At 42.9% G+C, this 26,527-nt stretch carries 15 protein-coding genes and 1 pseudogene; 5 read left to right on the top strand and 11 right to left on the bottom strand.

The window, feature by feature from the left end:
- Nucleotides 1-3,117: an SIR2 family protein gene (locus tag ACO06Y_RS18655; protein ID WP_422080543.1), complete on the top strand. Its 3,117-nt coding sequence runs from the start codon at nucleotides 1-3 to the stop codon at nucleotides 3,115-3,117.
- Nucleotides 3,118-3,210: 93 nt separating this feature from the next.
- On the opposite strand, the gene ACO06Y_RS18660 is transcribed toward ACO06Y_RS18655, so the two are convergent.
- From ACO06Y_RS18660 to ACO06Y_RS18670, 3 genes are all read right to left on the bottom strand, one after another.
- Complete coding sequence (locus ACO06Y_RS18660) at nucleotides 3,211-4,002, bottom strand: nucleotidyl transferase AbiEii/AbiGii toxin family protein (protein ID WP_422080544.1); 792 nt, start codon at nucleotides 4,000-4,002, stop codon at nucleotides 3,211-3,213.
- Nucleotides 3,999-4,790: a type IV toxin-antitoxin system AbiEi family antitoxin domain-containing protein gene (locus ACO06Y_RS18665; RefSeq protein WP_422080545.1), complete on the bottom strand. Its 792-nt coding sequence runs from the start codon at nucleotides 4,788-4,790 to the stop codon at nucleotides 3,999-4,001. The genes ACO06Y_RS18660 and ACO06Y_RS18665 overlap by 4 nt, the downstream gene beginning before the upstream one ends.
- A gap of 87 nt (nucleotides 4,791-4,877) precedes the next feature.
- Nucleotides 4,878-6,086 carry a tyrosine-type recombinase/integrase gene (locus tag ACO06Y_RS18670; protein ID WP_422080546.1) on the bottom strand — a complete coding sequence of 403 codons (1,209 nt, stop codon included), beginning with the start codon at nucleotides 6,084-6,086 and terminating at the stop codon, nucleotides 4,878-4,880.
- Between the two features lie 271 nt (nucleotides 6,087-6,357).
- Here ACO06Y_RS18670 and ACO06Y_RS18675 point away from each other — a divergent pair.
- Nucleotides 6,358-6,459, top strand: a pseudogene (locus ACO06Y_RS18675) (hypothetical protein); the annotation flags it as partial.
- A 35-nt stretch (nucleotides 6,460-6,494) separates the two neighbouring features.
- On the opposite strand, the gene ACO06Y_RS18680 reads toward ACO06Y_RS18675, so the two are convergent.
- From ACO06Y_RS18680 to ACO06Y_RS18715, 8 genes are all read right to left on the bottom strand, one after another.
- On the bottom strand, nucleotides 6,495-6,674 hold the full coding sequence (locus tag ACO06Y_RS18680; protein WP_422080547.1) for a T9SS type B sorting domain-containing protein: 180 nt from the start codon (nucleotides 6,672-6,674) through the stop codon (nucleotides 6,495-6,497).
- 26 nt (nucleotides 6,675-6,700) lie between these two features.
- Nucleotides 6,701-7,141: a hypothetical protein gene (locus ACO06Y_RS18685; protein ID WP_422080548.1), complete on the bottom strand. Its 441-nt coding sequence runs from the start codon at nucleotides 7,139-7,141 to the stop codon at nucleotides 6,701-6,703.
- Nucleotides 7,142-7,144: 3 nt separating this feature from the next.
- The gene (locus ACO06Y_RS18690) at nucleotides 7,145-8,419 is read right to left on the bottom strand and encodes an RHS repeat domain-containing protein (protein ID WP_422080549.1); all 1,275 of its coding nucleotides are present in this window, start codon (nucleotides 8,417-8,419) and stop codon (nucleotides 7,145-7,147) included.
- A 144-nt stretch (nucleotides 8,420-8,563) separates the two neighbouring features.
- Nucleotides 8,564-9,172 carry a hypothetical protein gene (locus tag ACO06Y_RS18695; protein ID WP_422080550.1) on the bottom strand — a complete coding sequence of 203 codons (609 nt, stop codon included), beginning with the start codon at nucleotides 9,170-9,172 and terminating at the stop codon, nucleotides 8,564-8,566.
- A 10-nt stretch (nucleotides 9,173-9,182) separates the two neighbouring features.
- Nucleotides 9,183-15,995, bottom strand: coding sequence for a DUF6443 domain-containing protein (locus tag ACO06Y_RS18700; protein WP_422080551.1), 6,813 nt, complete (start codon nucleotides 15,993-15,995; stop codon nucleotides 9,183-9,185).
- Nucleotides 15,996-16,010: 15 nt separating this feature from the next.
- Complete coding sequence (locus ACO06Y_RS18705; protein WP_422080552.1) at nucleotides 16,011-16,271, bottom strand: hypothetical protein; 261 nt, start codon at nucleotides 16,269-16,271, stop codon at nucleotides 16,011-16,013.
- A gap of 153 nt (nucleotides 16,272-16,424) precedes the next feature.
- The gene (locus ACO06Y_RS18710) at nucleotides 16,425-20,627 is read right to left on the bottom strand and encodes a hypothetical protein (protein ID WP_422080553.1); all 4,203 of its coding nucleotides are present in this window, start codon (nucleotides 20,625-20,627) and stop codon (nucleotides 16,425-16,427) included.
- Between the two features lie 137 nt (nucleotides 20,628-20,764).
- A complete protein-coding gene (locus tag ACO06Y_RS18715) occupies nucleotides 20,765-22,270 on the bottom strand; it encodes a hypothetical protein (RefSeq protein ID WP_422080554.1) in 1,506 nt (501 codons plus the stop codon).
- A 692-nt stretch (nucleotides 22,271-22,962) separates the two neighbouring features.
- Between ACO06Y_RS18715 and ACO06Y_RS18720 the strand changes: the two genes are divergently transcribed.
- From ACO06Y_RS18720 to ACO06Y_RS18730, 3 genes are all read left to right on the top strand, one after another.
- The gene (locus tag ACO06Y_RS18720; protein WP_422080555.1) at nucleotides 22,963-24,882 is read left to right on the top strand and encodes a DUF294 nucleotidyltransferase-like domain-containing protein; all 1,920 of its coding nucleotides are present in this window, start codon (nucleotides 22,963-22,965) and stop codon (nucleotides 24,880-24,882) included.
- Nucleotides 24,882-25,541, top strand: a complete 660-nt coding sequence (locus tag ACO06Y_RS18725) for a PolC-type DNA polymerase III (RefSeq protein WP_422080556.1) — start codon at nucleotides 24,882-24,884, stop codon at nucleotides 25,539-25,541. The genes ACO06Y_RS18720 and ACO06Y_RS18725 overlap by 1 nt, the downstream gene beginning before the upstream one ends.
- Before the next feature lie 461 nt (nucleotides 25,542-26,002).
- The gene (locus ACO06Y_RS18730) at nucleotides 26,003-26,425 is read left to right on the top strand and encodes a hypothetical protein (protein ID WP_422080557.1); all 423 of its coding nucleotides are present in this window, start codon (nucleotides 26,003-26,005) and stop codon (nucleotides 26,423-26,425) included.
- Nucleotides 26,426-26,527 lie beyond the last annotated feature (102 nt).

Below are 26,527 nucleotides of genomic sequence, written 5' to 3' on the forward strand. Positions count from 1 at the left end.
ATGACATTAAAATTTGACGAATTTCTTAGGTCTGTTTCAATTAGTAAAGACAGTTCTTACACAATGTTGCTTGGGGCTGGTTGCTCTATTAGTTCAGATGTTCAATCGGCTCATGATTGTATTTGGGAATGGAAGAAGATAATCTACAAGAGCAATAATCCAAATGTTCAAGATTGGATAGAGAATTATAAGAATCCCAAGGTTCAGGATGTTATCCAAACATGGCTAGATAATCAAGGAAATTATATTGCTGCAAATGATGATGATGAATATTCTTTTTATGCAAAAAAATGTTTCCCTATAGATGAGAACAGAAGACAGTATTTCCAAAAGATATGCGCCAACAAAAAGCCTGCAATCGGATATAGAACCCTTCCGCTTTTGGTTAAACAAGGAATGCTAGATTCCGTCTGGACAACCAACTTCGATGATTTGATTAACGTTGCCTGCATAAATGATGGGGTGCAGGGCATTGACATTTCGTTAGAAACGGTAAACAGAATCAATGAGAGAACGCAAAATAAAAATGAACTTCCGATAATAAAGTTGCATGGCGATTTCAAGTATGGCGATTTAAAAAATACATCCTCCGAACTACAAGAACAAGATGAAACGCTTAGAAATAAACTGATAGAATATCTATCGGACAAAAACCTTATCGTCTTGGGATATAGTGGTAGGGATAAGTCCTTGATGGATACGTTAAAGCAGGTCTATTCAAAAAAAGGTGCCGGCATACTTTTTTGGTGCGGTTATGGCGATAACATCAACAAAAATGTTTCTGAATTATTGAAACATGTGAATGGGCAAGGAAGAAAAGGGTATTACGTTGCAACCGATGGTTTTGACAATACCCTCGTTAACTTGACTAAACTAGTTGTTGAGGACAATTTTGAATTAAAAGAACAACTCAAAGATTTAAAGAACGTAGGTGAACTTGAGGAAACAACACCTTTCAACTTGAACATCGAAAGAAAGAACAAAGTCCTGAAAAGCAATCTTTATCCCATTGAATTTCCAAAAGAAGTGATGGTTTTTGAGGCAGTTATTCCTGAACGGCCTTGGAAAACGGTCAAGGATATAACTTTGCAAGATGTTACAATTTCAGCTATTCCGTATGAGCACGATATTTGGGCATTTGGTACTGCCGAAAATGTCCAACAAAAATTTTCAGATTTAATACAGGGAGACTTACGGAGAAAACCACTTACCAGAATAAAAATACACCATAGCGGAATTCAGTTTCTTTTGTTATCCACTATTTGCAAGATTTTCAGGGAGATACATTCCTTGCAAACCAATTTCAAGGATAAGGTATGGAGCGAGAGCAAATATGACACTATACAGAACCTAAAGGTTTTTCACGCTTTAAAATTTGGTCTGGAAAAAATAGAAGGGAAATATTATCTCGCATTAAATCCTGATTTTCATATAGCTGACACAGGTGTTTCTAAGGACATTAAGCAACAGATAGGGTTAGCTTTTTTCCATAAAATTTGGAACAGACACTTCAATGACTATTTAAACGATTGGAGGGAAAAGTTATTTACACAGACTAGCTATGAGTTTCCGGCAAATTCAGGAACTGGTTTCTTATTCAAAATGAAAAAGAATCCCATTTTTACTGATGTCTGTGATTTGAACAATCGGTACTCAAACCCCCATAATGTGCCAGATTACCTGATTAAAATGAAGGGAGTTCAATTCAAGGAAACTGGGTTGCTATTTTCCACTAAGCACGGACAAAAAAGGGCCAGTGATATTCACCCAATGAGAGGCTTATTAAATAATAGGCCATACGATACAGGTCTAAGCAAGTTATTATCTGACACGATTAACTTAGGAGTAATCTGTCCAAAAGAAGATGCCCAAAGATTACACGATTTCTTGAACAAGCAAAATCAGGAAATTTCCAAGAACAATCCGAAAGACAATTATATAATTGACTTCAAAGGTTTTTACCAAATTTATGGGTTGAGCTTGAATACCCCTGCGATTGACTCTCAAAATTGGGTAACGGTAAATAATCCCGTTTTCAATTCTGCCAAAAAAATCTCACATGAAATAAAAACAAATATTTGTGATGCCATAAATAATCAATGTTCTATCGGCAGTCAAAAAATAATTGTCATATACATTCCTAAAAGATGGGATAATTATTTGGGCTATCGGGACAAGACCGAATCATTTGACCTGCATGATTATATCAAAGCCTTTTGTGCCGAAAAAGGTGTTACTTCACAAATCATCAGGGAAAAAACAATTGTGGACAACACTATGGTCTGTCAGATTAATTGGTGGCTTTCGCTGTCCTATTTCGTTAAATCATTCAGAACGCCTTGGGTAATAGATAATACGGATAAAACTACCGCATTTGCAGGCATAGGTTATAGCGTAAATTCCAAAGAAAAAGATAAAGGGCATATTGTTTTGGGTTGCAGCCACATTTACAGTTCCAATGGCGAGGGATTAAAGTACAAGTTGTCCAAGATAAATGATAATGTAAAATGGATTCATAAAAAGCCACACTTAAGCTATGACGATGCTTATGAGTTTGGCAAAAACGTGATTAACCTGTTTTACGAATCTATGAACGACCTACCAAAAAGGGTAGTTGTCCACAAACGTACATTTTATACCGAAGAAGAAAAACAGGGCATTTTGGATAGCCTGCTAGACAACAGAAACATTGAAAATGTTGATTTGATTGAAATCAATTTTGAAGACAATATAAGGTATGTTTCTAGTAAAATAAGGGATGGCAGGGCAGAAATCGACGGATTCTCCGTTTCCAGAGGCACATGTATTCAATTAAACAGCCATGAAGCTTTGTTGTATGCCCACGGTGTAGTGCCTTCAGTTCAAAATCCAAGGCATAATTTTTATCCTGGGGGTCGATACATACCAAAGCCCTTAAGAGTTATAAAGCACTATGGAAATGGCGATATGGAGCAGATTATGAATGAAATTCTTGGCTTGACCAAAATGAATTGGAACTCTTTAAATATGTATTCACAATTGCCAGCCACAATTTCCTCATCCAATGAAATTGCCCGAATTGGTAAGCTTATAGAAAATACTGAGAAGATTCAGTATGATTACAGGTACTTTATATAACGATTTCTACTTACTTATAAGACTCTAACTTTAATCCTTTAGGTAAGTGTTTGATAAAAAATCAATTAAAGTATCAGGCTTTTACATGAATATTCATATTTTTTCAATCAATGTTTTCCTTACCAATTCAAAAGCATGTTCTTGGTCATACTCAATACCCGGTCTTAACAGCGCATAAATATCTCCGCCAAAATCAGGGTCTTCAATTTTTTCGTCCATATTAATGAGGAATTGTTTTTGGGTAGGGGACTGTCCTCTTGAAAATTTCATATACTCCCGATAGGTATCCACTAGGCTTTGGGTATCAACATCCAATTTTGTCATAGCGTGGAATAAGTCGAATAAATCCCGTCCTTTTCTTCGCTGATATAGTGCCCTTAGCTTCGTGGCCAACAACTCCTCAATGGAAAAGGAATTCATGGTACAACTCCCAGAAAACCATCCGTTTTCAAGGCTATGTTCCAACTCGGTATAGCCCATCACCGTAAAGTGTTCCCTTGTATTGATTTCAATCTTTAATCGCATATTGACCACAGGGGGAATCTCAGATTCAAAACGGTAGGTCGCCGTGTTCATATTGATATTCTGCTTGATGCTTCTTTTCGTTCCCAAAAAATCAAGCTGCTTTCGTATGGCCTGTAAAATGGGTTTGATGGGGCCTTCCTTTATCTGAACCAAATCGATATCCTCGGAATAACGGGCTTGCGGTTTCAGATAGATTTTATGCAAAGCCGTTCCACCACGAAAAGCCACATGCTCCTTTAAAAAAGGGTCTGAGAATAATAAAACCAAAGCCCGTTCTATGACCAGATCCTGTTCCACTTGGGCATCGGTCGGCCATGGAGCATTTGCTTTCCATTCTGTAATATATCTTCTTGGTATCATGCAAACTCCAATTCTGCATTAACAATTAGGTTCCATTTTTCATTTTTGAATCCCTTTTTGTTTTTATGGGACAAGGATAATGGGGCGGTGTTGGTCTCTTTTGCCGATAACAGTTTTGACAACCCTTCCACCAATTTTATTTCCGAAAGTTCCTCCAATATATAGCCCAATCGCTGAATAGTTGGCAGGGAAGATGCTGCGGCAATTGCCGTAAGTTTTGACGATTTCAAGTTTTCAACCAGTTCTTCCAAAACAGCGATGACCCTGTTCAATCCACCAATTTGCTTGTGATAGTACACCAAATCTATCGCTGTCAATTCAGGAGAGGAGACCTGCACATATCCGGCATCCGTCTTTTTTTGTTCCAACCAATCGGCGTTCCAAGTACTTTTTGTAAAAAAATTCAGATGCTGTTTTTTTGTTTTTATATCCCTCAAGGGAGGTTGTTGTATAACAATCTGTGATTGCATGGGTTGTTGGTGTCCTGCTCCGTGCAAGGCTGCGGCAGAATACAGTCCTAGATAGTATTCCCTTTTCAGGAATTTCATCATATCGTCCAAATAATAGGTAGTCGGCAGTATGCCCTGATGGGAGTATTGAGGTGGGATAATTACATAAAACTCTTTCCGTACTTGGGCGAGTTTACCCTCTTTTTTCAGTCGATGTAGTTTTTGGGCTATCGCCATTTCGTTCGGACCAATGCGTTCCCTCAACTCTGGTAGGCTAACGGAATACCTGCCCTGAGCTTGGATTTCGTATAAATAATCTGAAATAGCTTGACCTATCATCAAAAAATATGTTTGCGTAAATTTACATTAAATATAATTAATTGCAAACATATTTTATATCATTTTTTGAGAAAGAAAACTTGCTTTTTAAAATCCAATCACTTTTTCCAAGGCTTCATCCGTTTCCTTGTGCATAAAATTGGACTGGTAATTTACAGTAGTGGTAATCGATGAATGCCGATACAATTTTTGAAGCATTTGAATGGGTATTTTATCCCCTGAAATATTTCCGAAACTGTGTCGAGCGATATGCATGGAGAGCTTCTTTTCTATTCCTAAACTTTTTCCAACAATCTGTAATCTTCTGTTAAGGTTACGAGTAATCGTCTTTATTCTAGTCAGCACCTTTTTTTGGTTTTTTAAGTTCGTCTCTTTTAAAAATGGAAGCACCAGACCATCCTTGTCCTTCTTTTCCTTTTTATACTGCGCCAAGATAACCTTTGCCTTGTCAGGTACGGCCAAAGAAACCAATTTCTGGTTCTTCCCCATACGATAGTATAACCGATTGTCCTTAAAATCTGACCACTTCAATTTTAAAACATCTCCTACCCGCATTCCTGCAAAATAAAAGCTTAGTAGCCATGTGTTTACAGCATGTTGTTGCGCTTCACTTAGGTCTTGCGACGTCTCCAAAAGCAATACTTCGTCAATATTCAATCCAATCTTTTCAGATTCAGGGAATTTAATCTGAATCTTCCCTTTGCCAAAGGGATAGTTTTTATCATCGACTCCAAATTCCTTTCGCGCAAAATTATAGATAGTGCGAATCAGCATCAGGTAGTTAATGGCTGTTCGCTCCCCTACTACCCTTTCATAGCGAAGATGGGCTTTAAAGTCCTTTAATAGTGAAACATCCAAATCAGAAAATGGTAAGTGATTGCGATTTAAAAAGTCCTTGAGCACCTGCAATCGTCTGCCTTGATTGTAATGTTGGTCAAATTTTTTATTCTTCAACAGGTTCGCCAAATAAATTTCCCCCGCAGAAAAGAAATCCAATTTGTTCTTCCCAATAATCCGCTTTTTTATTTTAGCCACAGAATGGTCAATGTTTTCATTATCGCTCTCTATGAGTTTCTCATTGGCCTCGGCAAGTTTTTGTGACAAAAGATTGTTTAGCCTAGCCGAATTAGGATGGGATTTTTTAATCCGCCTCGATTGTTTGTCCCAATACTTCTCATCAATGTATTGGCCCGTAAATAAATAGGAAGACTTTCTATTTTTGGTTATGCGAATTGCTAAAGGATATAGCCCTGCACTATTAGGCTTTTTTCGTAAAACGGATTGGATGGTTGCCACTCTAAAATGTTTTATTTTCTAAATATACGAAACGTAGGTACAACATAGGTACAACATTTTGGGGTTTTTCTTGGTTTTTTATGGTTTTACGGAAGCATTATATTTTTACAAATACCTGTTAAACAACTGATTGTCATATCATATAAGACCAAATGGGTACAATCCGCTTATAGTTCATAACCCTGAGGTCGGGAGTTCAAGTCTCCCTCTCGCTACGAACCCTTCCGAATTTTAGGAGGGGTTTTTGTTTTAATGCCATGTACTCCGTCACAAGAGATTCCACAAAATCTATATTGGCCATACCTCTGATATGGAACATAGGTTGGTCTCCCATGACCAAAAGGCATCCAAGGGATATCCCTTGAGGTTATGAACTTCTCAAAGTAAAGATTAAAAACATCGTTCCAATCATCTTTTCAAGGTAAAATGCCCTGTGAAGGATCTCCCTTCCCCCAGCTCGTAGCGGAACCAGTAGTCCGAGGAGGGCATGGCAACGCCCCTGAAGGTACCGTCCCAGCCCGGGCCGTCCGGGGGCACACGGGCGATCCTGTAGAAACAAATCTTTTTTAGATTTGTGAAAACCAACAATATAAATCCAAATTTGGACGTATCACCTAATCTGAACCATTACCGGTCGTTATTTTATCTCTATTTTTTGAAACAATAAATTTGAACACATTATAAAATAGATGCCATGTTTTTTCTTCTACATAAAGCTCATGGGCATCATTTTCCTTAGTTGATAATATTAGTTTATTATTCGTCATTTTTTCATCCGGATTTTCAACCAACTCTTGGGGTATACCGACATCTATCAGATGTGATAAAAAAATATGACTGGTCTCATGAGGAAAAATAATCCTCTCATTGGTTAAAAACCATCTATATTCTTCCGATTTTATGTAGTGCAAAATAATTTCCTCTCCATTCTTTAACAGCAGGTTTAATATAAGATTTTTATTTGCATCAGCTTGCTCCTCGTTCCAAAGAAAAGTATCCCTAAAATCAATTTTGCTTCTCTCGATTTTTGCTCTTAAAATTGAGGTTTTAATCATAGTTTATAAATTTTTCGAAATAGTTATTGCTGCCTCACCAACTTTCTCAACGGTACAGCCCAATCTTTCCCAAGCAGCTGTATTTAACAACCTTGTCTCTATTATTGAAGTACCCCCAATTACTAATTTACTTGCTCCTGCCGCTTTTGCTTCTGATTCCAACGCTTTTAAGAGTTTAAATACATTCCCTGCTTTTTCCTCCCCATTTATTAATAACCCAATATTTACATTCATAACCCCGCCCTTAAAAAAGGTCTTAAGTGTAAGCCAGAAATTCTTAAAATTTACTGTCCTCCATTCACCTTTTTTGCCTCCAAGTAAAGGGGAAACTTCAAAAATACCAGGTTCAAGAAGCTCTGGCGGAATTGATACTATAAATCCCTTCGGCAATTCTACATTGATAAATAAATTATCTCCATAAATATTACTTCCCACATTATATTCCCGACCTTCAGTTTCTTGACCAATAACATTCTCTTCCGAACGACTATTTAAACATATGTTGGAATCACCGTCATCTTTATAATCGATTATTTTGCCCGTCTCATCGACTACCGTTGAAGCAATATAATGAGGTCCGTCGTCTATTGCCGCAATAAAATCGTAATTATTATCTCGACCATTTAGGCCTCCGGCTCCGTATGGCATCATACCATCAGGGTCTATATAATAAATAGAACTATTGAACGCATAATTATAAGGTGAATGTCTTCTCATTAATTCAGCGAGCGGGTCAAGGGTAGCGGCATCCATTACCTTCATCAGCTTGTTGGTGTTGGGCGTATAACTGTAAGCAAGGTCGTCCATCACGCCAAAATCTGTTACGAACCCATTGTCGTCGATTGCGGTATGGCCGTTCCTTGCAAGTTTGGTGATGTTCCCGTTCTTGTCGTACTCGACATTCGTAAGACCGTAACGATTGTCGGCGGTATTGTCGGTAGCCGATTTTATGCGATTAAGGGCATCAAATTCATATTTGTACCATTTCAGCGAATTATTGGTATCAGCAGTGCGCCACTCCGTTTCGGCAATATTACCATTGTACAGTGCTGTACCGCCATGTGTCGGGGAATTATAATTAATGCCGAAGGCAAAAAGATCGTTGCCTAACAAAGTTGGATTATTGATTGATTTCAACCACCCTCGTACATTATAAGTATAGTCCACTTCCTGTAAGCCTTGGGTCTCGGAATAGCCGCTACCGGGGGTACCGCCCACTTTTTTATGCACCAATTGCCCCAGTTCGTCATAATCGTTATGGACAATGAGTTCCTGCAAAAGGTCTTGGATATAGAGAGATTTACCGAGGAAGAGGCCCTTTTGAAACTTATCGATACGGCCATTAGCTACCACAGGTCCTAAAAGGCCTACTCTAAGCGTATAAAAACTGCCCTTAGAGTGGTTAATAATACTATATATTTTTCATTCACAAGATTCATCGAAAAAATCTCTAAGTCTGTATTTGCTCCTCTCGGATAAGTCGATATATAGATTACAAAATTTAGATTTGTGTTTATCTATTAAAATAGGAACATGAATGAAAAAAGCATCTGCATATTCCCCATCGACAAATTCTGCCATATTTAAATACAGGTAAAGACAATTACCTTTATCTTCAAGAGTACTTTTTTTAATAGAACTATTTATTGCCCAGTATAGGTTTAAATTACTTTCGGGGTACTCTTCCGGTGAACTTAACATATAAAAATGTAAATATTCATCTTCATTCGTAGGAATGATACCTTCTAATAAATTTAAAGGTAAATACTCCTTTTTAGACAAAAGCCTTTCAAATATTTCCAAGTTTTTAGCATAATTCTCTAGTACTCTATCTTTTCCAACAACCACCTTTAATGAATCTTGATTCACTGATTTAACAGTATTAGACAACAATTTGTTGCTATCCGTAGATTTTGTTGAATAAATGGTGTCCTTTGGTTGATTTTTTGAATTAGAATCCGTTTTATTTCTGTTAGCACAACTTACCATGATAATTGTAAAGCTTATGGCAATTAAGAATGTCTTTCTCATAAATTAAATTTTAAAATCCACTATCAGGTGGGCGTGGTGGTATAATTAACGGCGGCGGCGCAGGCGCTGGAGCAGGTGTTGGAGTAACAGGCGGCACAATATTAGGAGGGTCTACTGTGGGCGGCGTCACAGGAATAGGGGTTATTGGCTGGGGTGTCACATCAACTTTAGGGTTATTCGTTTGTGACCCTGTTTCAGTTTCCACAATCGAGATATTCCAAGGACCAAAAGCCTCAATTGCATCAGCTATGCCTGCAAAAAAATCTGGTTCACATCTAATACAACCGTTTGTTACTCTTTTAAAAAAATCTTTATATTCTCTACCTGCATGGAATCCCATTCCTGTTCTTCTAATACCATTGTTGTCCCTAAAAGGATGTACCCTATATATTCCCAACTCCCCATATGCGCCATTTCTGCTGTCTGAAAACATTGATTGCCTACCTTGTCTTCCGTAACTAGCTGGTATAGAAGGTTCTAATAAATATGGATGAGTATGAGGTTTAAAACGATCAAACATTCTAAAGATACCGTCTGGCCAGATTCCATTTGATGTTGAAACAACCAAATTATGAGCATTATAGGTGCCTAATAAGATATCATCGGTAAAATCAAATGGAGTGTCATTGTCCTCATAAATATAGACCTTGTTTTCATTACGTCTAAAAATCACAATTGGGTTGTTCAATCCTTTAGGAGCGTTACCATCAGTATCTGTATAGTATAAAGGACTATTAAAAGCATAATTGAACGTTCCTTGATCGGGCATTACTTCAGAAAGTTGGTCAATACTTCCCCACCGTCCAATATCTGGCATATAATTTCGGTTTCCATAATGAAGCCAGTTAAGACCTAACGATTCCTCAAGCTCCTTACCGTTATAGGTCATGTAATTGTTCTCCTCTCCGTTGATGTTCGAGTTGTATCCTTTATGTTTCAACCCGAAGGGGTAATAGTTGTTCTCCTCTATGATTGTGGACTGCCCTGGGTTAGAAGGATCGTCGGTATAAGATACCCTTACATTTCCGAGATGGTCGGTATATTGGTAAACGTACCGATATCCGTTGTTCTCCACATTTACGTACCCTTCGGGGTGGCCGAAAAATTGCAATGTTGTCGATGTGCTGTTTCCCGAGTACACATAGTCACCTGCATATTCGGTCACCGTACCCGTGCTCACGGTCTTTTTGAGTTTAGTGCCTGCCGCATCGTAAACGTAATCTATGGTACCACCATCTATATCCATTGAAACGGGTAAATTCAGGTGGTTGTAACTTATTGCCGTTATGTCTTTGTTCGCATCGGACGTTAAGTTGCCGTTGGCATCGTACCAGTAGTCCTGGGCGTCCCCGCTACCGTCCTTAAAGCCATGGGCGTCCTCCCCGTCGTCCCGTACCTTGTAGAGCCGGTTGCTCATCTGGCCATTGTGATAGGCGTACTCCAGTACGTCCATGGCACCGAAATGGTCGTCCTGCCCGTCATTGTCGTTATCGTAACCCAGTACGGGGGCCGCCACGTTATGGCCCTGCCTGTGGAGCGCAAGGATATTACCGTTCTTGTCATAGGTCACGGGATGGATCAAGTGGCCCGAGGCATCAAAACCGCCCAGATCGTAGTTGCCCGTATTGTCCCTGGCCCCTATGATCCGGTTGAGGGCATCATAGGTGTAGCTATAGGACTTTAAGGCATTGTCCGTACTTGCGGTGCGCCACCGGGTTTGTGAAATATTGCCGTTGTACAATGGATCGGGGGATTGATCGTAACTTAAGCTAAAGTTAAACAATTTGTTCGGAACCGCATCGGAAATATCGTTGATATCCGTTAACCATCCCCTAACGTTATAAGTATAGTCCACTTCCTGTAAGCCTTGGGTCTCGGAATACGCGCTACCGGGGGTACCCCCCACTTTTTTATGCACCAATTGCCCCAGTTCGTCATAGTTGTTGTATACGATGAGTTCCTGCCCCCCGTCGTCAACGATACGCAAGGTGGTTCCGTCCGTTCCCGGGACAATGTCCGCGTTCCGAACAGTGATGCTAAGGGTCGCCTCGATATCGGAGTCGATCGTACCCAGTCCGTCCCAGAGCAAATCCGCATCCAGGTTACCTACAGCGGGGCACTCGTCCCCCAAGGTCCCGTCCCCAATACATTGGGTCTGGGCCAAGAGACGGCCTACATGGTCATAGCTGAAATTGTCAATGGTCACGATAGTAACGCCGTTGCGTGTATGGCCGGTTCTCACCTTTACGGGCTTGCCAATGAAATCCAGCTGGGTCTCCACGATGTCCACTGTGCCCAGATAAGTATTATGGGAATAGGTATGGATAGGCCTTCCCTTGGCATCGTAATAGTTTACGGTGGTTATCCAATCCGCCTGTCCGGGGCTTGCCGAAGGATCCAGTACCTTTACCTTGCTGCCCGTGGCCAGGCCTTTTACATACGGGGCACTGGTTACGCCCAAGGCCGTAGCGGTTTCTCCGGTACCGGCACGGTCAAAGTCATAATCATCATAGTAATTTACCGTTAGTATGTCCAGATCGGCGGTTGGAAAAGTGTTATTGGTGTAGTTATAATTTGATGCATCGGCATTGTCCCGTTCCTCGTACATGGCCGTGTCGTTCCGGTCGCCGTTGCCGTCCACGTAGTGGCCGTCCAGATCGGATTGCATATCCGCCCTGCTTATGGAACCGGTATGCGTATATAGGCCCGTATAGGCCACTCGACCATGGGCGTCGTACTTGGTGAACAGCCATTGGTTGTTCGCCCTTAGGTTGGCGTCCTGGGTCATAACGGGTTGGTCCAGCTTGTTATAGATGATATATTCCCTTCCTTTTCCGGGCAGTTGCTTTTCAACGAGTCGGTTGAGATGGTCGTAGACGTATTGATAGCCCAGTTCGGCCATATAGGTATTGATGTCGGTAAGGCTCGCCGTACTCGCCTCCATCTTGGGCGGCAGTACATAGGTTAGGTTGCCATGGTCGTCATACACATAATAGGTATCATGGGCCCCCTCTGTGTCTCCCCCTAAGTGGGAGAGGTTCGCATAGGTACGTTTGAGCACCACCCTACCCTGTTTATCGGTAAATTCTTCAGTGGTGTGCAGTTTGTTGGATACCGAGGTATGGTTCTCGTCCCGGGTCACATTCTTAAAGAGCTCCCCTGCAGTATAGAACCCGCCATCGGCCAATGCCGGATCCTCCAAGCCTCCCGTAAGGTCCACTACGAACAAACTTACGTTGTCCTTTGTGGGATCGCCCGTGTTCAGGGGGTCATGTGTATTGGATTCGTAGGCAAACTCAATGCTATGGTCGTCCGAGTTTTTTATCAGTTTCCAATCCTCTCCCGGGGCCGCCTGTTTTAGGACCCGGTTCAAGGGAGAAGTTTCGAATTCCTTTTGGGAATAGGGATTTACGTCGCCCTCCGAAAGACCCGTAAAATCATCCCCATACATGGGATGGTTCTTGTAATACTTCTTCGCGGCTTCTTCCACGTCCCAGTAGCGGTAGCTACCTACGGTACTTTCCGGTTCATGGAAGGGCAGCCATTCTTTTTCCACACGGCCAAAATCGTCATAGGCCATATGGGTAACGATATCCTTTTCGTCCTTGGGAGACTGCCGGATGCCGATTTGCTGCATGGGCCTGCCCAAGCCATCAAAATAGGTGATGTCCTGTACATAATCGTTCTCTACATCAAAGACTCCGTTATCTCCTTCATCGAACTTTTGATCTGGAACGGTGTTTCGCGCTTGCTGATAGGTACGGGTATAGATGTAGTTCCGGTCCAAGGCATCGAGATTCCCGGACGGCGTACAAGTATTTTCCGGGGAATAGGCGTTGTCATCACAATCGTCCACGGGCAATTGCTCACGTGTCCATCCACTACCGGGACTTTCACAGGAAGTCGTTTGATCGGCGGCATGTTCATCGCCATCAACATCCCAATACCAGGTAGGCACAACGTTGACTATATTGTAGTTTGATGGACATACGTCCTCTTCGGTATTTTGGGTCCAGCCTATTCCCCTGGCATTACAGTCCTCTTCCCCTACGGAATCGGGATCTCGGAAGCCATCGTTGTCGGTATCCTCGTACCAAGTGGTACCCGCGTTGATCGACGGATCGTCATCGTCGCAGTCCCCCGTCCCCTCTATGTCCTGGGATGCCTTATACCATTCCGTGGGCACGGGCCGGCTACATGCCTCGACCTCAAGATCTGCCCAGCCATCATTGTCCTTGTCCCTGTACCATGTTCGAAGGTCGCAGGACTGTGTTAGCTGTCCGCCTATGGAAAGGGAGGGATCGGTGATACCCGTGGCCACGACCGTTAAGGTCCTGGACGACTGCCCGTCGTTTCTATCCAGCCGGATCGTTATCTCGTCCGGGCCGTCCTTTACCACCGTTACCCAATCGGGCAAAGCGCTGCCGTCCGCTCTTTTAATGCCATAGGTATTTGTTTGTCCTGAACAGTTGTTATAAGTCAATGGAAAGGTCAATTCCCCCCCGTTTTCGCCAAAGGTACCGGCAATGCTTCCGGAAACCGTACAGGGCAATGGCGGGCCGTCCTGCTCCACGGAGATATTGCCGATGAAAACGTCGTTGATCACCTTCACCTTTACGGGGGGAAGCGTTCTTCTTTCCCCGCCCCGGGTGGTGTAGGCCGAACATACCAGTTTTATCCGGTTCCCGGATTCATGGGTCAAGGTGAGCCATCCGGGCACATCCTCGAATACGGGATTGTACGGACTGGCGCAACTCCCGTCCAGGAAGACCATTTCCACCCAGGCGGTCCCTCCGTCCTCCGAAAAGGAAAATTGAACGGGGATGTTGGTGCTTGCCGGGGCACCTGTACCGGTGCCGTCCTCACGGAGGTATCCGCTCGTACAGTCTGGATCGCAGCCATTGGTTCCGAACCCCGGTGCGGATTGGTTTGGACATTGGTCATCAACGGATTCCGGCGAATTGGTCCAATTTCCCTCGGGCGAACTACAGGCCTCTACCACCTGTCCATTGGAATCTTTATAATTGTCCCCGTCCGTGTCCTCATACCAGATGGTACCCGGGTTGATCGATGGATCATCATCGTCACAATCCCCGGTCCCCTCTATGTCCGCCAACGACTTGTACCATGCGGCGGGCGTGGGCCGGCTACATGCCTCGACCTCAAGATCTGCCCAGCCATCATTGTCCTTGTCCCTGTACCATGTCCGCAGGTCGCAGGATTGCGTAAGTTGCCCCCCTACGGACAGGGAGGGGTCGGTGGTACCCGTGGCCACGACCGTAAGGGTCCTGGACGACTGCCCGTCGTTTCGATCCAGCCTGATCGTTATCTCGTCCGGTCCGTCCTTTACGACCGTCGCCCAATCGGGCAAAGCGCCGCCGTCCGATCTCTTGATGTCATAGGTAGTCGTTTGTCCGGAACAGTTGTCATAGGTCAACGGAAAGGTCAGTTCCCCCCCGTTTTCGCCAAAGGTACCGGCCATGCTTCCGGAAACCGTACAGGGCAGGGGCGGGCCGTCCTGCTCCACGGAAATATTGCCGATGAATGCGTCGTTGATCACCTTCACCCTGACGGGGGGAAGCGTTCTTCTTCCCCCGCCCCGGGTGGTGTAGGCCGAACATACCAGTTTTATCCGGTTCCCGGATTGATGGGTCAAGGTGAGCCATCCGGGTACATTTTCGAATACTGGATTGTACGGGCTGGCGCAACTCCCGTCCGGGAAGACCATTTCCACCCAGGCGGTCCCCCCGTCCTCCGAAAAGGAAAATTGAACGGGGATGTTTTTACTTGACGGGGGACCTGCGTTGGTACCGTCCTTGCGGAGGTATCCGCTCGCACAGTCCGGATCGCAGCCGTTGGTCCCCGATCCGGGGCCGGGTTGTAATGGACACTGATCGTTCTTTGTGCTCAAGGTCCAATGTCCGTTGGTAGGCTCGTTGCATTGGGATCGCATCTCGCCATTGGGATCGCGATAGCCATCATTGTCCGTATCCCGATACCAGTTTTTCAATTTATTTTGCGTATTGTATTCCGATGGGCAAACGTCCACTGTCGTATTTTGGGTCCATCCCGAACCCCTATTGGCACAGTCCACCTGGGCCTTACTTCCAGGGTCTCGAAAACCATCATTATCACTGTCCGCATACCAGGTTTTTCCAGCGCAATGCTGTACAAAAGTTCCTCCGATACCTGGTGTACCTCCATCCTGACGCTTACCAATTAGGATAATGTTTCTACTGGATGTCCCGGAGTTTCGGGAAAAAGTAACGCTTACCCGTCCGCTGGAAGGTTGTGAAACCTGGACCCAAGAAGGTAAATTTTGCTCTTGACCGTTGACTATGCGCTTGAAGGTGAAATAAATATTGGACGGACAATTGGAATAGGACAGGGTGTAGTTTTTGGTCTGTCCCGTTGCACTGAAGGTGCTCCCGTTAAAACCCGTAATGGTACATGGGGGCGGTGGTGGGGGCTTTACCCCTTTATTTTGGACAACCGATATACCTCCCGATGTTGAGCCGTTGTATAACAGAACAATATGTCCAATTCTTTGGGCTCCCGAATAGGCCGGTGCCGTGGCGGTCACCCGAGATCCCGAAATAGAGACCGTAAGCCAATTTGGTTTATTTCCTATGGTAAACCTTCCTCCCGAACAGCTATGTTGAATGGTTCTTGATACGGTGCCTCCACTGGATGAAAAACTCATTTGGGATGCACTGGCTCCAAAACAGCCTCCCTGCGCATTTCCGATGTTCGTTGCAATGCCGATCATACCTATGATCAGGATGCATTTTAATAGTTTTATAAGATGTTGGGACCTTTTCATAATTCGTTGTATTTATTAAGTGTACTGGTTTTCATTTGTTTTACTGAAACCGACGGGACCGCGATCTGCGAATTCCACATCACCGGTAAGGCCGGTTTCGATATGTCCATTTGGGCGTGGCGATACCCGGTATCGATGACTATTTCCCCCGATTGCCGGAACTATGGATTCCCATAGGAGAGGAATCGGTAAGACGGGCAAGGAACCACGGGTCGGAATGATTGTATTCCTTTTTGCTTTCATCTTGGGGTCTGTATTGTGGTTTGTTCTGGTCATGCCAATCAAATTTGGGATATTCCTAGGGTTGCTATAATGGCATTGCTTCCTTTCAATTTTAATTGCCGGTTTGGCCTTGGTAATCGTTACCTGGGTCAATCATTTGGTTTAAGATTGTATTCTTCTTGAGGTTAAGGTGTTGTTCTTGTTTAACTATTGTGCCGTGACCTTGATTCTTGCCGTTCCAAAGAAATCATCACAAGTTGCCGAAGTGCTGTTGAAGTGGTAGGTCGTTGGATATGTAGTAGGCTCCAAAAGTATAGAGCCTCCTGCCTCGATACCGGTACCTGGCCCACCAGTGATATTGATGACCACCCCACTGCCCGCCTGACCCGCAGTACGCCTGGTTTCATTGGCCACGATTATAGAACCGCTGTTCACAACTATACTACCGTCCATGCCATATTCGCAGTCCGCCGTATCATCGCCCAGTACTACAAAAGGCGGATCATTGGATTCGTCCGGACATTGGTTGGGATATCTGAAAAAATCGATGTCGGCGGTACCCAAGCTGCCATCGTCCTCCCTGTAATACAGGGTAACGGTACCGGTACCGTCCCAATCACCTGCGCCTTCATAGGTAAAAGAAAACAATTTAACTTCTATGTCGTGGCCATTTGAATTGGCAGGAATCTCATAATAATGAGTGTATGGGATACCCTCTTCATCATATTTGGTCCTTCTTGGTCTATCTACAATTAAATTGTCATCGTTGGAAGTAACGTGGGAATAGTAAAGAGGGCCATTTCCCAAATTCTCAATCCGGACATATTCTCTGTCAAAGGTCATCAATTGGGTCTGGTCGTTGGCATCCTGATACGATCCAATGACATAGCAATCCTTGGGAATGTTAAGTTGGCTAAAGAAATCTATGGAGGTTCCGAATAATTCTATGACCAAATCCCCATTCAGGTCATTGGAGCTTACGGTAAGCGTGCCCGAATAATCATTTTCCTGGGCAGGTGCGGTAAAGGTAATGGGCACCTTAAAGCTATCGTTTGGGGCAAGATATACCCGATAACCGTTCGGCCAATCAAAACTTGTACTGAAATGGGTAGAAGGGACTATATTGTTGATGGTAATGCCATAGTTGGCATCGTTCACAATTTCTACCTCTTTGGTGCTGGTCTCCGACGGTTTCGTTTGCCCTATATATAAACTTTCAGAACGCAAACCACCCTCTTTGTCATAACTGCCAAAATTATAGTCATAATCAGTCAGTATATTTTGGTCGTTATCACGGATGGTCTTCAGCCGCTCACTTTGGTCGTAGTCGAATTGCCTGGCGACCAAAGCCGGGTCGATAGTTCGTTTTATCCCTACCCATGTATCGGCATCATAGGTACTGATCAGCGCGTTCCTTGTATTGGGATGGTTACGTAGTTCTTCTTCAAAATCTCCTCCCAGCGAGGCATTGTACGCAAGCAACAACTCATCATAACTGATATTTTCACCCTTTACCACCGGGTAATTGGAAAAAGCATCCCATATAAAGGACGTTGTTTTTCCATTGGCTATAGTTTGTTGCAGCAACTTCCCGTCCTCATTATACTTGTCAAATGTTATTACCGACTCGTAACCACCGCTGAATGTAAACCCATCTGGCGATCGGCTATATGCAGCCTTGTCTCCATTATGTCTAAAAACTTCTTTTAAAACCACATTGCCATGTTCCAAAGCATAGGCATAGCCCGTGGCGGATATTATCCTATCGTCGACTTTGCGGATCTCCTCCAAAGGTCTAGATACCATATTGTTCAAAATCATCCATTCGTTCATGGATTTTCCATTGATTTCGGGACCACAAGCATTGCAATAATCCGAGATGCGCAAAACTGTGTTTTCAATAGCTTCACCCTTGCTTCCTGTTGTCATGGAAGTTTTTTGCTGGGCAAAATCATCATACGTAAAATTGTACGTACTTTTAAGCTCGGGTAAACCCTTGTGATAATCAGTATTGGTTACTTGTGCGGGGCGAACAAAAGAGATGGGCAAATGATAGGGGTAAATGGCATAGTTGCCCGTAAGACCTAAAGTTGGATGTACTTCAATATCATGAAGCGTATAACCGACCGCCTTGATATCATCAAAAACCCTGTTTTCAAATTGATCCACCAAATGCTTTCTTACGGTGTATTCCGAATTGACACCTGCGTGCTCCTCGTCCTCCCTAAGATTCAACTGCCCGTTCATATTGTCCAAATTGGCCATACTGGTGAAGCGGTCTTCAAGTTCCGTAGGGCGACTTTCAAATGAATGAACCGAGGAATAGGAGTCACCTGTTTTAGACCAAACCGTCTCCTTTACCCGAGTGTAGCCGATTAAATTGCCATGTGCCAAACTTTTACCAGGTATATTTTTGGAGCGTTCTACGATGTAGGTTCTATCATTGGGCCCTGATCCCTCTGGAGAGTTAAAAATGGCTGCCAAATGGAGCAGCGGTACCATAAGTATTCCCGAGGTTTGGGTTGAATTCTTGGAAGTGTAATCATACGTTTTTCGGCCAACCAGTAGATCGTCCCTATCATGCGTAAGAATCTCTTTTATACGTAGTCCACCTAATTGAATCTCACCCGAAGATCCTTGTGGGTTAATGGCCGGAGGAACAACTCTTTCGGATTCATTGGTGGCCCCGGTCCAGCCACTACCATTCTGATTGCCAACGGCATGGAATTCATGAAGGTCATATTGATAGCTTGAATATCCCCCGGTAGGATATCTTACCGTTTCCAATGCCCCCCCGACGGCATAATCCAATTTTGGTTTTCGTTCATCGTTTAAATAATAGTGATATCTGTTGGGGAAATCAATGGGATTGGATGTCGACAAGCTAAATAAAGGAGAACGCATCGCCACAGGAGCAAGTTTCTGATTGGTGTATTCTCCGTTGTAACCACCGGTATGGTCCTGTCCAAAGGTAATTTTGCTGGGTAGCCCACCGGCACCCTTGTGATATGTGAATTCATAGTTTTGGTCCTCTATGGTAATGCCGTCCAATCTTGAGCGCAAATACAACAATTTTTCCTCCGGAGAGGAACCATAGGTCAAATAGTGTTGATTAAAATAGGATTGTTTAAAATCGATCTGTTTATCGAGGATGGAATTGCTTTCCAAACCCCTTATGGAAATGGTTTTATATCGTTTTAAAAAAGGTAGGTTTTGGTTTAGGTATTCCAAGGTTTGCTGATTACCGTTTGGGAATTGGGGGAAAAAACCAGCTAATGAAAAAAGGTCAAAACGCCCAATATCGTGCCTATTTTCCATCTCAAATTCTATCTCGATTTCGTTTGCCAGTTCAATCTTTTCGAGATAGACATGCTCAACGACCTGCCGACTGAACCCCCTTTCGGTGATTTTTCCCCTAACACTAAATTCTTCATGCTCGCTAAAGCTGGGCATGCCTATTGAAAGGTAGTCACTAAGGTCACTATTGGTATTGACGTTATAGGTAAATTCCAGAACTTTCCCGTTCGGACTCTCGATCCTATCCAAATACCAAGCGGTGATATCCCTGAGATGGGCTTTTTGTACCTCATATTGGTTGATGCCCTCGGCCGCCCTGAAAGTGCATACTTGATCGACTATTTCCGGTACATCTAAATCGAAAAATCCCGAAAAGCTTGTCGTAAACTCCCTGACGTTAAAATAGCCAACGAACCCTTCGGGAGTCGTTATGGTAAAATGGCTATTCTTGACATTGGAATCGTCAAGGAAAAATTCGATTTTGACCGGATCAATGTTTAATTTTTTGACGTAAACGTTATCATTGGCATCTTTCTGGGTCAAGACAAAAGATCCGGAATAGCCAAAAAAAATATAGCTGAAAATGTCAGGTTCAAAGTCGTAGAAACCGTTTATCATATTGTGTTGATGATGTAGTTTCTCCCGACTGTCCAAACTATCCCATGACAAGGCAATGTCATAGAAATCTATGTCCTCCTTAAGATATCCCTTTCTGTCAGTGCCACTTCCAAAATCATTGCCCCCTTTTATCACTCTGGATATTACCCCAGTCGCATTCAAAGACCAACCCAACCCGGCCTCGGAAGCCTCCTGGTTCACTTTTACACCGGAGGCATGATAAGTCATGGTAATCGGTAATTGAAAACCATCGAAATTGATCGTATAAAGGGGAATGGCAACACTTGCGGTGCCGGTGTAAAGATTGGGCAATTGGGCTTCGAACCTCGTCATCTCGTAAGCTGTCGGACTCGGAAGACTATAATCACTAAAATAACTTTCCGGAGCTTGTGAGTAGATGTATGTAGAACAGAACAGCGTAAAAACGCATAATTTGTTCACTACCTTTTTTAGATGACTATTTTTCTTAATCCGTGATATCGATAAGCTATTCATTTCAATTCTTTTATTCGGTTAAATTTTCTTTTGACCTGCCGGTAACGCCAGATAAGGAGATTTCCCATTTTTTAATTACAAAATTTTGCAAATCAAGTAGTTACATTAATAATAACTAACTCCAGCCATTAGAACCGTTACCTCAAATAGGGAATGCCGCCTTGTCCATTTCGGGAACAAACTTTTGCTTTTCGGGGTTTCATTTTGGTATTCAAGTCCCGAATCTGTTTTTCCAGTTGGTATGTCCGTTGTTCCAATCGTTTTTGTTGCCTCTCTTGTTGTAGGATGTACAGCGTCAACTCCTCGATCTTCTCCAGGAGCAGTCTGTCCATATTTCCGAGTTCGATGCCGTTGGCCTCCACTTCGGAAGCGGATGGGATATTGATCAGGTGGCCTTTTTCTTGGATATGCTTTTCCACTTCTTCCAATGTAGGCAGGTCATAACCTTCGGTGAACACATAGTCCGCCCAACCGGTCTCCACCTTGATCTCCTCGGCACGGATCTTGCCCTTTACCGCAAGCTTGTACATATCTGGATCCATAGTACCAATGCCAACATTTCCCGTGGTTCCTATAAAAAACTTTGTATTTGTCCCATATTCCATCTGGTCGCTTGTGGAATAACCGATACCTATACCTTGATAATTGTATCCCTCTCCAATGAACCATTGATGATCGGTGTCCTTATCCGTTATATATATCCCTTTGCTTCGGCCTTCATAGCCATGCAATTCTATCCCCACTGCTTTGGCGGGAGCCCCGGATTCATCGGTCGCCTCAATGCGCAAAGTGGTCTGGGTGTGGAATCCTCCCAATTTCATGCTGCTTCCGTTCACTTCCAATTTTGCGGTAGGCGATGTAGTGCCGATACCCACATTCCCATCGTTGTAATGAATATCATTACCTGAGGTACTCCAAACAGTCTGTTGAGTTCCCTCACTACCACTACCACTTGTGCCAGAATCCAGTAGTTCCTGAATCGAGGGTTCCTGGCCATTGACCTCGTAAATGGTAGGCCCCCAGAAAAATTGGCGATCCGCCGTATTGGTATCGTAGTATAGATAGGCCCGGTGCCGCATCTGGGTCGAAGTTGATGAAAATTTAAAGTCGGTAATACTTTGTACCTTAATACCATTCAAATCATAGATGCCGCCCTCACTTACCAATGAGGAATACCCGCTCTCGCGTAGAAACCCGACCAAAAGGTACCAGGTGTCCAATTGGGGTAGATCACCCGCAAAAAAATAAGGGTTTACATTTACGGTTCCATCCAGAAGCCGGCTATTGGCATTGTCGTCGGCGTCATAGGCATACGGGCCAAAATATGTGGAGCCATCATTAGAGTTCGTCTTTTTTATCCATACGGTAAAGCGATAGGTCTTGGTATGGTCAGCCGACATATAGGGTGAATTCCATCCACCGTCCTGATTATCGCCTGCATCCGGAACCGCCTTCCACAGCACCGAAGTATTGCCATGGGGATCGACCCCCATTTCCCTTACGTTCTCGGAATCGCTACCTAGCCTCCAAAAACCATCTACGGAGCCGTTACCCACGGTCCATGTTGACGTATCGATCAAATTGTTCTGGGCAAAGGCAAATGTCCCTAAAAACAACAAGGAAAACTTTAGAATTGATTTCATTTTTAGAATTTTTACGATTGATTTCATTTTGGTCTATTGTATTACATGAATGTTTCTTGATTATTTTTTCCGTTGGGGATAGGATCCGACCACTTCCATTTTTAGGGTCAAGCCTTAGTCTTGAATCGACACGTTTCGCGCAACGAACAAGGCAGTTATCCGTGGGCTTATTAGGCTAAAAAGCCTTTCTTACCGAGAGAAGTCGTTTAACATAACTGTTATGGTAACTGACGGACGTTAATCCCGATGAAGAAAATCGCTTGGGGGACTGACTATATGAGTGTTTCAATCAGTAACTATGGAATCACATAGGAAAGCATCTGAATGGCCGAACAAAAAAATTTGGCCTAAACAGACATCTGATATTGCTTTTGTAGATGTAAGGGTTGGGGGAAGTTTTCATAGAAAATAAGTTAAATTAAGAATGGTTTTGATTCTTTTTGCCTTTATTCAACTTTATTTTGTAGGATTTATTGCCAGTAACATAGAAATTAATCTACAAAATAGATTATTGGCAAATTCCTTCGATGAAATGCACCATATACCCTACCCGCATTAAACCAGATGCCGATGTCTTTTTTATATTTTCTGTGTCCCATCACCAAATCCATTGATAGCATCCAAACCATAATTTGTGGTCTTTTTTCCTTTCTTTCCGAATCATGAAGTAACTTTAGCTATAAAACCACGGTATGCAAAATACCATCTCGGAAAGGGTGGCCGATTTTCTCAAAGACTTTCCCCCCTTCAATGTATTGGAAAAATCAAAATTGGATAGTTTGTCCCGACAAGTGGTCATCATCTATCATGAAAAAGGCGGCTTGGTTTTTTCGGAGGACGGGATCCCACACGATTATTTTTATATCGTACATGAAGGGGCCATTGCCCTTCGAAAAATTGCCAATAACGAAATTGTGGATATCTGCGACGAGGGGGATATTTTTGGCCTTCGTCCCTTAATGGCCAACGAAAACTACAAATTGGAGGCCCGGGCCCATGAAGAAAGCATCTTATACGGCATCCCTATCGCCTTATTTAAACCTTATGCCAAGGAAAATGAGGAGGTAGGAAATTTTCTTATCGAAAGTTTTGCGTCCAACACCCGTAACCCCTACTCCAAAGTACATCGGGGAAAACTCTATGGGAACGAAAATGCCCAAAACATAAACCCTGAGGTAAAGTTGTTGGATCTACAACCCGTAAACTATTCCAAAAAGTTGGTAGGCTGTGCCCCCAACACCACCATGAAACAGGTAGCCGAGACTATGACCAAACACCGAATCGGATCTATTTTGGTGATAGAAAACGAGCTGCCCGTGGGTATCATCACGGATAAGGATCTGAGAAATAAAATCGTAACAGGCCTCTATTCCATAGAAACCCCTGCCTCGGAAATAATGTCGCATCCCGTGATTACCTATCCCAGAAAAATGACCGTGACCCAGGCCCAAATGGCCATGATGAAAAGCAACATCAGTCACTTGGTGCTCACCCGCGATGGCACACCGCATACCAAGGCGGTGGGAATCCTTTCCAAACATGACGTCATGGTATCCTTGGGGGACAATCCCGCGGTGTTGGTAAAAGCGATCAAGCGGGCAAAAAAATACAAGCAGATAAAACCTTTACGAAAAAGCATCCAACATCTTTTAAAGGGCCATTTGGATCAAAATATTCCTATGGGACTGACCGCCAAAATAATATCCGAACTCAATGATACCTGTATTAAGCAGGTCATTACCATTTCATTGAAAAAAATGAAGAAAACCCCGCCAGTTAAATTCGCATGGTTGTCCATAGGCAGTCAGGGACGTAGTGAACAAATGTTGCATACCGATCAAGACAATGCCCTACTTTTTGAAGATGTTCCGGAAAATCAAAAGGCCAAGGTTGCCAAATACTTCCTGACCTTCGCCAAGCACGTAACCCATGGGCTCCATGTTATTGGGTTCGATTACTGTCCTGCCGAGATGATGGCTTCCAACCCCAAATGGTGTCTTAGTTTGCAGGAATGGAAAGATAAGGTATCACACTGGATCGTTAATCCCGGGCCGGACGAAGTGCTTATGTCCTCCATTTTTTTTGATTACAATGTTACCTATGGGGACAAAGAAGTGGTAAATGAGTTATCCGAACATATTTTTCAGCACACCGAAACCTATCCTATTTTCTTTCTACATCTTGCCAGTGGTGCATTGCAAAACCCGAGTCCAACAGGATTCTTTCGTCAATTTTTGGTGGAGCAGGATGGGGCGCACAAGGATTTTTTTGATCTAAAACGAAGGGCACTGATGCCGTTAATCGATGCGGCTCGGGTACTGATTTTGTCCCATTCCATAAAAGGAATCGGCAATACTTGGGAACGCTATGAAAAATTGGCTGAATTGGAACCCAAGAACAGTGAACTTTTCTTGGCATGTTCCTATGCGACCAAGGCACTACTGAAGTTTAGGACAAAACAGGGGTTGCTGCATCATGACTCCGGAAGATATATCGCCTTGGAAAAATTGAACAAAGAAGAAAGGATAAAGTTGAAACGGACCTTTAAGACGATAAAGGAAATACAGGAATTGCTTTCCGTCCGGTTCCAAGTATCCAACTTATTGGGCTAATGGGACTTTTCAATAAAAAAAAGAGGAGCGATTTTCCTTCGTATTGGAAGGAATATGAAGCTTTGTTCCAAAAAAAACAAACGGAAAATTTGCAACAGGCCCGCTTTGTAGTGTTGGATACGGAGACTACGGGTTTTGATTATAGGAAAGATCGTATCCTGTCCATTGGGGCCTTGACACTTCAGAACACTAAAATTAGCGTTGCCGACAGTTTTTCAGCATATCTGGAACAAGAGGTCCATTCCGAGGAAACGGTTAAAATACACGGCATTCGTAAGGAGGGAAGGAAGGATACCATTCCGGAAGAAGAGGCACTGCAAAAGTTTTTGGCTTTTTTGGGAAATGCAGTGATCATAGCCCATCACGCCCTATTCGATATCCATATGATCAATGCTGCCTTAGACCGATTGAACCTGCCCGATTTAAAAAACCGGTATTTGGATACCTCCACCTTATATAAGAAAACACGTCTCAGATCCAATCTAATTCAACAGCAAGAAAGCTATACCCTGGACGAACTCGCCGATACGTTCCATATTTCAAAAAAGGATCGTCATACCGCTTTGGGCGATGCCTATATTACGGCTATTGCCTTCCTTAAAATACTGGCAAAATTACGGGAGAAAAGAGAAGTAACCTTGAAGTGGCTATCAAAGTAAGCCCTTTATGTTTCTTATTAGTTACCCACATTACTTTGTAATTGACTTTTGCGATTTAAACTTTCACTCAAATCGGCAATATCGCAAATTATTTTACGTTTCGATAACAATTATTTAACTTTCAGTAGAATTTAAAACTGATTGATGTCTTTATAAAAAGGGGTCACAAGAAATCAAATCATCCGATGCAAATTATAATTACGCCCAAACGCTTGTTAAATTACATTCTAATAATCATTCTATGTTTATTATTAATGAATTTCATATATATCTTCACAAAATATTTAACTAGCTATCAGCTAGTGGCCGAGTATCTGCGAATTTTCAATTTTGATAGAGAAGCCAGCATTCCGACGTTATACTCTTGCATGGCACTATTTCTATGTTCTTTTTTACTTTTTGTGATTTCTACGAGGCATAGCAAAATACTATATAAAATGTTGATGTGGCGAGGACTGGCTTTGCTATTTTTATTTTTAACTATCGATGAAATGGTCTCTTTCCACGAAAGTTTAATACTACCCTTTAGAAGCCTATTTGATATTTCCTCTGGTTTTCTTTTTTTTGCTTGGGTAATTCCCTATGGTATTGGAGTGTTTGTATTTGGGCTAGTTTACCTCAGGTTTCTAATGGATTTACCTAAAAAGACTAGGTTTCTTTTCATTCTTTCAGGAAGCCTTTTTGTATCCGGTGCGATAGGTATGGAATTAATCGGAGCCAATGAATTTGCCAAGGCAGGTTATAGCTTCTCCTTCTCCCTAATTACTACTCTTGAAGAATCAATGGAAATGATCGGAATTGCTTTCTTTATTTATGCGCTTGCACAATATATTTATGAAAACTTTGGTTCTTTTTCACTTAAGATCGTTAAGGCCCAAAAATAATAACTGTAAACATAAAGACTATGGGATATCCAGCGTTTATCAGTATCGTATAAACATCGGTATAATGTTTCCGATATCATGTTTGCACAACTTTTCAAATAA

It is taken from the genome of Ulvibacterium sp. (assembly GCF_965228935.1).
Taxonomy (GTDB): domain Bacteria; phylum Bacteroidota; class Bacteroidia; order Flavobacteriales; family Flavobacteriaceae; genus Ulvibacterium.